Origin of the sequence: Vibrio sp. 10N.261.52.A1, assembly GCF_002876325.1 — a bacterium.
GTDB lineage: Bacteria > Pseudomonadota > Gammaproteobacteria > Enterobacterales > Vibrionaceae > Vibrio > Vibrio chagasii.
The window spans coordinates 1020-11844 of record NZ_MCYD01000048.1 but is presented as its reverse complement, the minus strand read 5'-3'; the positions used below and the strand labels follow the sequence as shown (position 1 = coordinate 11844).

At 44.7% G+C, this 10825-nt stretch carries 12 protein-coding genes and 1 pseudogene; 10 read left to right on the top strand and 3 right to left on the bottom strand.

The features are described from left to right. Positions 1-292: 292 nt before the first annotated feature. The 8 genes from BCT81_RS00665 (at position 293) to rnd (ending at position 8270) form a co-directional block, all read left to right on the top strand. The gene (locus tag BCT81_RS00665; RefSeq protein ID WP_004737936.1) at positions 293-493 is read left to right on the top strand and encodes a hypothetical protein; all 201 of its coding nucleotides are present in this window, start codon (positions 293-295) and stop codon (positions 491-493) included. Positions 494-654: 161 nt separating this feature from the next. Next, positions 655-2583 carry an ATP-dependent DNA helicase gene (locus BCT81_RS00660; protein WP_102422980.1) on the top strand — a complete coding sequence of 643 codons (1929 nt, stop codon included), beginning with the start codon at positions 655-657 and terminating at the stop codon, positions 2581-2583. Between the two features lie 59 nt (positions 2584-2642). Then, on the top strand, positions 2643-3344 hold the full coding sequence (tsaB, locus tag BCT81_RS00655; protein WP_102422979.1) for a tRNA (adenosine(37)-N6)-threonylcarbamoyltransferase complex dimerization subunit type 1 TsaB: 702 nt from the start codon (positions 2643-2645) through the stop codon (positions 3342-3344). Positions 3345-3417: 73 nt separating this feature from the next. Next, on the top strand, positions 3418-3723 hold the full coding sequence (locus BCT81_RS00650) for a hypothetical protein (protein ID WP_004737940.1): 306 nt from the start codon (positions 3418-3420) through the stop codon (positions 3721-3723). 35 nt (positions 3724-3758) lie between these two features. Further along, positions 3759-4319 carry a Slp family lipoprotein gene (locus BCT81_RS00645; RefSeq protein WP_102422978.1) on the top strand — a complete coding sequence of 187 codons (561 nt, stop codon included), beginning with the start codon at positions 3759-3761 and terminating at the stop codon, positions 4317-4319. 49 nt (positions 4320-4368) lie between these two features. Beyond that, on the top strand, positions 4369-5220 hold the full coding sequence (locus BCT81_RS00640) for an alpha/beta hydrolase (protein WP_102422977.1): 852 nt from the start codon (positions 4369-4371) through the stop codon (positions 5218-5220). A gap of 105 nt (positions 5221-5325) precedes the next feature. Then, on the top strand, positions 5326-7020 hold the full coding sequence (gene fadD / locus BCT81_RS00635; protein WP_102422976.1) for a long-chain-fatty-acid--CoA ligase FadD: 1695 nt from the start codon (positions 5326-5328) through the stop codon (positions 7018-7020). A 131-nt stretch (positions 7021-7151) separates the two neighbouring features. Next, positions 7152-8270 (top strand): ribonuclease D, encoded by a 1119-nt coding sequence (gene rnd / locus BCT81_RS00630; protein WP_102422975.1) that lies wholly within the window; start codon positions 7152-7154, stop codon positions 8268-8270. An 84-nt stretch (positions 8271-8354) separates the two neighbouring features. Here the strand turns inward: rnd and minE are convergent, their stop codons facing one another. From minE to minC, 3 genes are read right to left on the bottom strand one after another with little or no spacing between them, the layout of a single operon-like run. Continuing rightward, positions 8355-8618 carry a cell division topological specificity factor MinE gene (gene minE / locus BCT81_RS00625; protein WP_004737949.1) on the bottom strand — a complete coding sequence of 88 codons (264 nt, stop codon included), beginning with the start codon at positions 8616-8618 and terminating at the stop codon, positions 8355-8357. 6 nt (positions 8619-8624) lie between these two features. Then, positions 8625-9437: a septum site-determining protein MinD gene (gene minD / locus BCT81_RS00620; protein ID WP_004737950.1), complete on the bottom strand. Its 813-nt coding sequence runs from the start codon at positions 9435-9437 to the stop codon at positions 8625-8627. A 21-nt stretch (positions 9438-9458) separates the two neighbouring features. Then, the gene (gene minC / locus BCT81_RS00615) at positions 9459-10121 is read right to left on the bottom strand and encodes a septum site-determining protein MinC (RefSeq protein ID WP_102422974.1); all 663 of its coding nucleotides are present in this window, start codon (positions 10119-10121) and stop codon (positions 9459-9461) included. A gap of 220 nt (positions 10122-10341) precedes the next feature. On the opposite strand from minC, the gene BCT81_RS00610 reads away from it, so the two are divergent. Beyond that, a complete protein-coding gene (locus BCT81_RS00610) occupies positions 10342-10632 on the top strand; it encodes a YcgL domain-containing protein (RefSeq protein WP_004737952.1) in 291 nt (96 codons plus the stop codon). Positions 10633-10662: 30 nt separating this feature from the next. Continuing rightward, positions 10663-10825: pseudogene (locus BCT81_RS00605) on the top strand (lytic murein transglycosylase); the annotation flags it as partial.

Below are 10825 nucleotides of genomic sequence, written 5' to 3'. Positions count from 1 at the left end.
TTCTTTCCATTTGCATCTTACTTCCATGAAATATTTTTTATTCTTCAAATTAAATACAGGCCGTCGAACGGTGAACTGAGCCGCAATATCACCGTTATAATTAATCTATTATCAAGTTGGTTTCAACAAATTCTGCTGCTCATTTATCGCTTTGATAAATTGATTGATATCGAAATATCAGTTTTCAGATAGAAAAACAGGCAGAAGCTTCATTTTTAAAGTTTTGACCGTAGTACGCATTTGAACTTCAACCGAGGCATTTTCGCCTTGGCCAAAAATAGAGGTGATACTTATGGATAAAGAGTTACTAGCAAAAAAACTGTACTGCAAACGCGTGAATTCATTGGCTGGCAGCGTAGAGCTAGATGGAAATGTTCTCGATGAAATGTGGGAAAGCAAAACCTCGCCAAGCGATGCAGTAAAAGCCATACAGCCAAATGATAATGAATTTGAAGGCGCTCCTTGGCTATCTCGTTATCTCAATCGAAAATAAGCAATTAACCTCTAAGCTAAAACAGCAATCTCGATTTTCATTTCTGTTCTCTTGGTAATTTGAAATAACCCAGACACCTCCGGTGCGAAGTCATTCTTGATTCGCGCCGGCTCACTAAACCTGCCATAATTCGCCTTCTCTTTTTCTAAACTTCGTACTCTATGATATCTAAAACGTTTTCTGCTGATGGCGCACTGGGTAAAGCAATCCCGGGCTTTCAACCAAGACAAGCTCAGTTAGACATGGCTGAAGCAGTTTCACAGGCCATTCAGCAACAGAGCCAATTGGTAGTAGAAGCAGGGACGGGTACCGGTAAGACATTTGCTTATCTTGTGCCGGCACTGCTTAGTGGTAAGAAAACCATCATTAGTACGGGGTCTAAAAACCTTCAAGAACAGCTGTTCCACCGTGATCTGCCTTTAATGACTGATGCCCTTGGTTTTCATGGCCAAGTTGCGCTGCTTAAGGGGCGTTCAAACTATTTGTGTTTGGATAGATTGAGCCGCCAAATGATCGAAAGTCATGGTACTCATACGGATCCAACGCTGCTTGCTCAGTTAGTCAAAGTTCGTAGCTGGTCGTCATCCACGCAAACCGGTGATTTGGGTGACTGTGATGATATTGCGGAAGATAGCCCTGTAATCCCAACGATTACCTCGACCAACGACAATTGCTTGGGCAAAGAGTGTCCAAGCTATACCGATTGCTTTGTACTGAAAGCGCGTAAAAAAGCGATGGATTCCGATGTCGTCGTAGTGAACCATCACCTTTTCCTAGCCGATCTCGCGATTAAAGAGACCGGATTTGGTGAGCTCATCCCAGAGGCCGATGTGTTTATCTTCGATGAAGCGCATCAACTTCCCGACATTGCGAGCCAATATTTTGGTCAGTCGGTATCGAGTCGACAAATTCACGAACTCGCCAAAGACATTGAAATTGGCTATCGCACCGAAGCGAAAGACATGCGCCAATTGCAAAAGGTCGGTGACAGGCTGGTTCAGTCCTCATCTGATTTAAGAATTGTGCTGGGCGATACTGGTTTTCGTGGTAACTGGCGCGAGGCGTTAAAATCAGAGTCGATCGCTAGAGAGTTAGTTCGCCTGCAAGACGCATTGCAACTGGCTGTAGATGTATTGAAATTAGCACTCGGACGAAGCCAACTATTGGATACCGCTTTCGAGCGTGCCAACATGATTAAGTCACGCATTGAGCGTGTATGCGATGTGTCGATTACGGGTTACTCCTATTGGTATGATACAACACCGCGCCATTTTGCTTTGCACATTACACCGCTGTCAGTTGCTGACAAATTTCACGAGCAGATTGAGCTGAAGTCGGGCGCTTGGGTGTTTACCTCAGCAACCTTGGCAGTATCGGACGATTTCGACCACTTCACTTCGCGACTAGGCTTAAAGCCCTCGGCTCAGTTTTCACTGCCGAGCCCATTCGACTATCCGAATCAAGCGCGTTTGTGTGTGCCTCGTTATCTTCCAGAACCGAATAGCCCGGGCTTAGCCGATAAACTGGTTCGTATGTTGACGCCTGTGATTGAGCAAAACCAAGGTCGTTGTTTCTTCTTGTGTACCTCACACAGCATGATGAAAGAGTTAGGGGAGCGATTCCGTGAAACCTTGACCGTACCGGTGCTGTTGCAAGGTGAGACAAGCAAGCAAAAAACCTTGGCTGAATTTATGGAGTTGGGTAATGCCTTGCTGGTGGCGACAGGTGCTTTCTGGGAAGGGATAGATGTTAGGGGCGATGCATTAAGCTGTGTTATCATCGATAAATTGCCCTTTACAGCCCCTGATGATCCTTTACTTAAGGCTCGCATTGAGGACTGTAAGTTAAAAGGGGGCGACCCTTTTGCACAGGTACAATTGCCAGATGCCGTGATTACCTTGAAACAAGGTGTGGGCCGATTGATACGTGATAAGCGTGATAATGGTGCTTTGATTATTTGCGATAACCGATTGGTGACTCGCGATTACGGTGGCATCTTTTTGGCGAGTTTACCGCCTATCCCTCGTACACGTGACTTAGGGGTCATTAAAGAATTCTTAGCTAAAGACCATTCAACCGCAGCCGAGTAATTGGCATTGTTGAGCTTAGCCATTATTTTTAGATTAGATAACGAATATTTGAGACACAAATGAGCGCGAAAATTCTTGCAGTAGATACCGCAACTGAAAACTGTTCAGTTGCATTAGTAATTGGTGACCAGGTGTTCGCTCGTAGCGAAGAGGCACCTCGAGACCATACGAAAAAAATTCTACCTATGGTTGATGAAGTACTGAAAGAAGCGAATGTCGCTTTAACCGATATTGATGCTATCGCGTTTGGTCAAGGCCCAGGTAGTTTCACGGGTGTACGTATTGGTATTGGTATTGCTCAAGGCTTGGCTTTTGGTGCGGATTTACCAATGATAGGTGTCTCTACACTGGCTGCAATGGCGCAAGGCAGCTACCGTAAATTTGGTGAAACTCATGTTGCGACAGCGATTGATGCGCGTATGAGTGAAGTGTACTGGGCTCGTTACAGCCGTGAACAAGACGGTCGTTGGACTGCGGTTGATGCTGAATGTGTAACACCGCCAAGTGAATTGGCTGCGCAGCTTGAAGCAGACTCTGAAACATGGGCAAAAGTAGGTACTGGTTGGGAAGCTTACGCAGAGCATATGGATACACTAGCGATCAACACTAAAGCGTGTGAAGTGCTATTTCCAGAAGCTCAAGATATGGCGTTCCTGGCTCAATTTGCTTATGCAGAGGGTAAAGCGGTTGCTGCGGAAGAGTCTGAGCCAGTTTATCTGCGTGATAAAGTGACGTGGAAGAAGCTGCCAGGTCGCGAGTAATTTTTTACAAGGTTCTGATGCAAATTAGATCTAAATGCGTATTATTTAGATTTGAGAGGGCAGATATTTAGTCATGGTATCAATTAATAACTTACCTCCTTCTTCGATAGGCAATACGTCTAAGCCGAATCGAGTTAAAAAGAAGGAGCAGGCAAAAAAATCTGATGCTAGCACTGCGGTTGGGCAACCAACCAAAGTGGCCAATGCTGTCTCTCATTCTATTCGTCAAGTTAAAGAGTCTGAGCTACACAAGGCTCAAATCCAGTATGATCTTCCAGAAGGCCGAGGACGTAAGGCTATGGAAGAATACATGGATGTAATGAACCAGGCGAAAAAAGAAGAACTTGCAAAGCTCATCGGTGTCGATATTTACATCTAAAGCGTTTGATTAATGCCTGTTGAAGGACCAGAACCATGTCTAATTACTTATCTAAAATACGCTTAATTGCCCTTTCTATTGGTATTTTGGTGCTTGCAGGGTGTTCATCACTTCCTAGCGAGCTTGAAGCAAAATCAGAGCCTGTTATCAGCGACTACCAGCAATGGGTCGACCAACTGCCGGATGCGAAAAGTGTTCGGTTAGGCGGCGTCATTTCTAAAGTGACCAACTTAAAAGACAGAACTCGAATTGAAGTTGCTAACATGCCAATTTCAAGCAATGGTAAGCCAGATCTCGATGCCGAACCGAGTGGGCGCTTTGTTGGTTATATTGAAGGATACGTTGAGCCGTTAAGCTTTGCTGAAGGCCGTTTGATTACGCTAGTTGGTCAATCAGACGGTAGTGAAGATGGTAAAATCGGCGAGTACCCTTACACCTTCCCAGTGATGAAGGTAGATAACCAACGACTGTGGAACATTACGGAACGTGTCGTTGTTAACGATTTCGCACCAACCTACTATTCGTGCAGAAGCCTACATTGCCGTAGCTTCCAAACTATGCCAAGGCACGGTCGAGTTATACAGGACGTAGAGTAGCTCACTTTGCTAGGCCTAGATTGTACAGTCAGATGGAATGAGATGTTTGATGATTGAAAAGTCATACTCCCTTGCGAGCGGGACGCTTGCCACACAGCAGATGGGCAATTCAGAAACGACCGTTACGACGGTCGTTTTTATTCATGGGTGGTTAGATAATTCTGCGAGTTTTTCTTCTGTTATTGCCAACCTACAAACCAGACTACCCGATTGTCATCTGATTGCGATTGACCTCTTTGGTCATGGTCTTTCGTCGCATAAGTCGGGAAGTTACTACCCATTTCATGACTATATCGATGATTTACATCAGATTGTGACTAAATTATCGCCAAACAGACTGGTGCTAGTAGGACATTCACTTGGTGCATTGATAGCAAGTTGCTATAGTGCCGCCTTTCCTGAAAAGGTGTCAGGATTAATTCAAATTGAAGGTCACGGACCTCTTTCTGAAGCTCCCCAAGAAACGGTCTCTCGTCTAAGAGATGGGGTACTCAGTCGTCTTCGACAGCGGAGAAAGCCTTCACGTCCTTTAGCAAGCCTAGAGGATGCTATTAAGCTGAGAGCACACGCCAATCAAATCAATGCCGAACTCATTGCTCCTATTGTAGAACGAGGGATTGCCGAGTTAGACGACTCCTGGCAATGGCGATGCGACCCTAATCTAAAATGTGACTCGTTATACCGAATGTCACAGGCGCACGCAGAAGCGATTATGGCGGCTATTGAATGCCCTCAACTCATAATATTAGGCAATGATGGATTTAGACATTTGCAGCATAATCGATACAAATCAGCCCATAGTCCTCTAAAAATCGAGACTGTTCCCGGCGGACATCATTGTCATTTAGAGAGCCCAGAGCTAGTTTCAGAGCTAATTCTTGGTTTAGTTAACAAAATTTAAACAAGTGTTTGAGCCTTTTAGTGCTCATGCACTAAAGCTGTGCTGTAATACCGTAATGATAAAAGCGGCGAAGCAGTCGTCAGCTGATAAACGAGGAGTAACATAGTGGATAAACCTTGGCTTTCACGTTATCCAAGTGACGTACCAGAAACGATCAACCCAGATCAATACCCATCTCTTATCGAAATGTTCGAGCAGTCTGTACAGAAATACGCAGACCAACCTGCTTTTGAGAACATGGGCTCAGTAATGACATTCCGTAAGCTTGAAGAGCGCAGTCGTGCTTTTGCTGCTTACCTGCAGAATGATTTGAAGCTCAAGAAGGGTGATCGCGTTGCACTGATGATGCCAAACTTGCTGCAATACCCAATTGCACTCTTTGGTGTATTGCGCGCTGGTATGATTGCAGTGAACGTCAACCCACTGTACACACCTCGTGAGCTAGAGCACCAACTGAACGATTCAGGTGCAAAGGCGATTGTTATCGTTTCGAATTTCGCGAGTACGCTTGAGAAAGTGGTCGACAACACTCCTGTGAAGCACGTAGTACTGACTAGTCTTGGTCAAATGCTACCTCGTGCAAAAGGTACTATTGTCGATTTCGTCGTGAAATACGTGAAAGGTATGGTGCCTAAGTATGATCTACCGGGTGCTATCTCGTTCAGAAAAGCGCTGCATAAAGGTCGTCGCCTTCAGTATGTAAAACCATTTATGACTGGGGATGATATTGCATTCCTTCAGTACACTGGTGGTACTACGGGTGTTGCGAAGGGTGCAATCCTAACGCATCGCAATATGATCGCGAACGTACTTCAAGCGAAAGGAGCGTATGGTCCGGTTCTGCATGAAGGCCGAGAGCTAGTGGTAACAGCATTGCCGCTGTATCACGTATTTGCACTGACAGTAAACTGCTTGCTGTTCGTAGAAATGGGTGGTCGTAACCTTCTTATCACTAACCCTCGTGATATTCCTGGTTTCATCAAAGAGCTGCAAAAGGTTCCGTTTACCGCAATTACCGGTGTAAACACACTGTTCAATGCGTTAGTAAACAACGAAGATTTCCACGAATTAGACTTCAGTAACCTACGCCTATCTGTTGGTGGTGGTATGGCGGTTCAACGCGCTGTTGCTGAACAATGGAAGAAAGTGACAGGTATCCACCTGTTAGAAGGTTATGGTTTAACCGAGTGTTCACCGCTGGTAACGGGTAACCCATATGACCTAAAAGATTACACGGGTGCTATCGGTTTACCGGTACCGTCAACCGATGTTCGTATCATTGATGATGAAGGTAACGTGGTTGCTAATGATCAAGTGGGTGAGCTGCAAGTTCGTGGCCCTCAAGTGATGCAAGGTTACTGGCAACGTCCAGAAGCAACCAAAGAAGTGATTGACCAAGACGGTTGGTTATCGACAGGTGACATCGTTAAGTTTGATGACGAAGGCTTGCTGCACATTGTTGACCGCAAGAAAGACATGATTCTTGTGTCTGGCTTTAACGTTTACCCGAATGAGATTGAAGATGTCGTTGCACTGCATGGTCAAGTGCTAGAAGTAGCAGCGATTGGCCAACCTCACGAAGTGTCTGGTGAACTGGTTAAGATCTACGTGGTTAAGCGTGATCCTAGCCTAACCAAAGAAGACATCATCGCGCACTGTCGTGAACACTTGACGGGTTACAAAGTGCCTAAACTGGTTGAGTTTAGAGAAGATCTTCCAAAGACCAACGTAGGTAAGATCTTACGTCGCGTACTGCGTGAAGAGAACGATGCTGAGCTTGCTAAACGCGCAAGTGAGTAACAAGCACAGTTTCTCCTGAAATCATTGAAACGCTTAATCTAAGCGGGCGTGGTAAAATGGTGTTAGAATGCCGACAGTTAATGTCGGCATTTTTGTATCCGGCGATCAAATAGAAACCAGTGAGAGTTTTTGTGGATTATCAAATCATTACCCAATTGAAAGACCTTGAGCGAGTTTGCCAACAAGCACGTGAAGCCGATGTCGTTATGCTTGATACGGAGTTTGTTCGTACAAGAACCTATTACCCTCAATTAGGCTTGATTCAGTTATTTGACGGCGAAACGCTGTCTCTGATTGACCCTATTGCTCTTGATGAAATGACACCGTTCGTTGGGTTATTGAAAGACGCTTCGGTACTGAAAGTGCTACACGCATGCGGTGAAGACTTAGAAGTATTCCAGAACGCATTTGATTGTACACCTACCCCAATGGTTGATACCCAAATCATGGCGGCGTTCTTAGGCCATGGCTTATCAACGGGTTTTGCTGCTTTGGTTTCAGAGTTTGTTGGTGTGGATTTAGATAAGAGTGAATCTCGCACCGATTGGCTGGCGCGTCCGCTTTCTCAAAAGCAACTCGACTACGCGGCAGCAGACGTTCATTATTTAATGCCTATGTACAATAAGCTTCTTGAGAAAGTGATGGAAGCGGGCTGGTGGGAAGCGGCGCAACAAGAGTCTGATCTACAGGTGACGAAGCGTATCCGTAAAGTAAACCCAGATACGGCTTACCTTGATATCAAAGGCGCATGGCAACTTAAGCCACAGCAACTTGCTATCTTGAGACCACTTGCAACATGGCGTTTGAAAGAAGCGATTAAGCGCGATCTCGCATTGAACTTTATCTTTAAAGAACAAGATCTTTGGGCTGTCGCGCGTTTTGCGATTAAGAATCCGAAACGTATGGAAGAGGAAGGTTTTGACTTCCGTTCTGTACGTCGTCATGGCGCGAAGATCAGCTCAATCGTTAAGTTAGCGGAACACACACCAGAAGAAGAGTACCCAGCACCAGTTGAACGTCTAATGGACTACCCGGGCTATAAACAAGTATTTAAAGTGTTGAAAGATGAAGTGAAAACCGCTTCGCAACACAGTGGCCTAGCGACGGAATTTTTGGCATCGAAGAAACAGCTAAACCAAATGTTGAGCTGGGTTTGGAAACACGATCGTAATCCAGAAAAACTTCCGGATGTGATGCAAGGTTGGCGTTTAGATCTGGTTGGCGAGAGGCTGAATAAAGCAATCAAATAGCCAGATTGTTTAAAAACAAAACGCAAACAAAAAAGAGAGCTTAAGCTCTCTTTTTTATTCAATCTGCTGACGAGACAGTAATGATTACTTATCGTCTTCAGGCAGCTTAACGTTCAGCTCTAGTACTGAGATATCGTCATCTTTGTGTTCGAACGTAAGGTCAACCATTGATGGGTCTACTTCTACGTACTTAGCAATACACTTCAAGATGTCTTCTTTTAGTTGCGGCAGGTAAGACGGCGCTGGGTCGTCATGGCTACGGCGTTCAGCAACAATGATTTGCAAACGCTCTTTGGCTAGGTTTGCAGTGGTCTTCTTCTGTGGTCTGAAAAACTCTAGTAATGACATTGTGTATTAGCCCCCGAACAGTCGTTTGAAGATGCCTTTCTTCTGTTCCGTTAAGAAGCGGAAGTCAACTTGGCTACCTAGTAGTCGCTCTACAGTATCATTGTAAGCCATACCTGCATCGGTTGCTTCGTCAAAGATCACTGGAACACCCTTGTTCGATGCGTTCAGTACCGCTTGGCTTTCTGGGATTACACCCAGCAGCGAAATGTGCAGAATCTCTTCTACATCTTGTACGCTTAGCATCTCGCCTTGATTTACACGAGCAGGGTTGTAGCGAGTCAGTAGAAGGTGAGTTTTCACTGGCTCTAAGCCCTCTTCTGAACGACGAGATTTAGAGTCCAGAATACCTAGAATACGGTCTGAGTCGCGTACAGAAGAGACTTCTGGGTTAGTCGTTACAATCGCTTCATCAGCAAAGTACAACGCCATTAGAGCGCCTTGCTCGATACCTGCAGGTGAATCGCAGATGATGAAGTCAAAACCCATCTCATCCAGTTCATCAAATACGCGACGAACACCGTCTTTAGTCAGTGCATCTTTATCACGTGTTTGAGAAGCTGGAAGAATAAATAGGTTGTCTGTGCGCTTGTCTTTGATCATCGCTTGGTTAAGCGTTGCTTCGCCATTGATAACGTTAACGAAATCGTAAACAACACGACGCTCACAACCCATAATTAAATCAAGGTTACGCAGACCGATATCAAAGTCGATAACTGCGGTTTTCTTTCCTTTCAGAGCCAGACCTGAGGCAATAGCTGCACTAGAGGTCGTTTTGCCTACCCCGCCTTTACCTGACGTTACAACGATAATGCGTGCCATTATTTTTTCCTTTTATTTCTCTTATATTGCGAGGACGTCAACGTGTAATACATCGTTTGCCATACTGAACATGGTTTTCTTCTGCCAGTACTCGCTTTCAATTTGATCGCTGAGCCAGTAATTTCCTGCAATAGAAACCAACTCGGCTTGTAAATCATTACAAATTATTTTTGCTTCAGTTTGACCACTTGCTCCGGCAATCGCTCGGCCGCGCAATGTGCCATGAATATGGATGCTGCCATCGGCAATTACTTCTGCACCAGCGCTTACGTGACTTAGAATTAACAGGTCGCTATCTTTGGCGTATACCTGCTGTCCAGAACGAATCGGGGTTCTAATCACTTTAATCGGTGCCATTTTCGCCGGTGCTTGAGATGGGGATTTACTTGCCGTCATGACCGCAAAGCCAGCTTCTCTAGCAAGGTTTTGCATGCGCTTGTCAGAACAACCTGCGACGCCAACCGGAATCATACCCGCTTGAGAGATGCCATCTTTTAGCTTTATGAAGTCGATATCGCCAGCCACTTTGCTGATGTTGATAACCACAGGTGCGGCAGCAAAAAAAGTGGGTGCTTGGTCTACCTTCTCTTGAAGAAAAGAGACTGCATTTTCGACTTGATCATCGGATAAGTGCAAAACAGATAGCGTAAAGCTGCTACCTTTTAGATCTGGATTACTAGACATCGAAAAACTACAGGACCTCAATAGCGAATTGGTACAATTTCTTTATTAATAAAATAAAGGGCATTGCCTGAAACTAGGTTTATCATGTTATATTCCCAGACCAAGCACAGCAAGTAATCTTGTTGTCAAATGAACGTTTTGTTCCCAATATTTCCCTAACATAAACTATTGATCTCGCAAGTGAGAGTTTTGTAGTCATAATCAATTAAAAAGGTTTGTCATGCTGTGTTCTATATATAAAAGCTCAAAGAAAGAAGGAACATACCTTTATATCCCTAAGAAGGATGATTTTTCACAAGTTCCTGACGCATTGATGCAAATGTTTGGTAAACCTAGTTTTGTAATGGTAATTAAAATGGACGGTCGCAAACTGGCTCAAGTGAACATCGATAAAGTGAGAGAATCACTGAACACCGATGGTTTCTTTTTGCAGGTTCCGCCTCCACCAGTAAACGAACTTGAGCTGTACAAAGAGCGTAAAGCTCAGCAAAACAATCAAGACGAAGAGTGATAACTATCTCAATTCAGGGAGGAGTGATCGTTGAGTAAATTTTCGAAAAGCATATTGGCGGTGTCGGCATTACTTTTAGGTAATAGCCTGACCATTGGCTCAGTACAGGCTCAAGAACTGAGTTTCGAGCAATATGTAGAAAAACTAAAGCAACAAGGCCGTGAAGAAGGCATTTCTGAAGCGATCATTGATG

Bases quoted from the DNA above. Each gene is read 5' to 3' on its own strand.
- BCT81_RS00645 (WP_102422978.1), top strand. From the start codon at position 3,759: ATGTCTAATTACTTATCTAAAATACGCTTAATTGCCCTTTCTATTGGT.
- BCT81_RS00640 (WP_102422977.1), top strand. From the start codon at position 4,369: ATGATTGAAAAGTCATACTCCCTTGCGAGCGGGACGCTTGCCACACAG.
- BCT81_RS00665 (WP_004737936.1), top strand. From the start codon at position 293: ATGGATAAAGAGTTACTAGCAAAAAAACTGTACTGCAAACGCGTGAAT.
- minE (WP_004737949.1), bottom strand. From the start codon at position 8,618: ATGTCATTACTAGAGTTTTTCAGACCACAGAAGAAGACCACTGCAAAC.
- minD (WP_004737950.1), bottom strand. From the start codon at position 9,437: ATGGCACGCATTATCGTTGTAACGTCAGGTAAAGGCGGGGTAGGCAAA.
- BCT81_RS00610 (WP_004737952.1), top strand. From the start codon at position 10,342: ATGCTGTGTTCTATATATAAAAGCTCAAAGAAAGAAGGAACATACCTT.
- tsaB (WP_102422979.1), top strand. From the start codon at position 2,643: ATGAGCGCGAAAATTCTTGCAGTAGATACCGCAACTGAAAACTGTTCA.
- BCT81_RS00650 (WP_004737940.1), top strand. From the start codon at position 3,418: ATGGTATCAATTAATAACTTACCTCCTTCTTCGATAGGCAATACGTCT.
- BCT81_RS00660 (WP_102422980.1), top strand. From the start codon at position 655: ATGATATCTAAAACGTTTTCTGCTGATGGCGCACTGGGTAAAGCAATC.
- minC (WP_102422974.1), bottom strand. From the start codon at position 10,121: ATGTCTAGTAATCCAGATCTAAAAGGTAGCAGCTTTACGCTATCTGTT.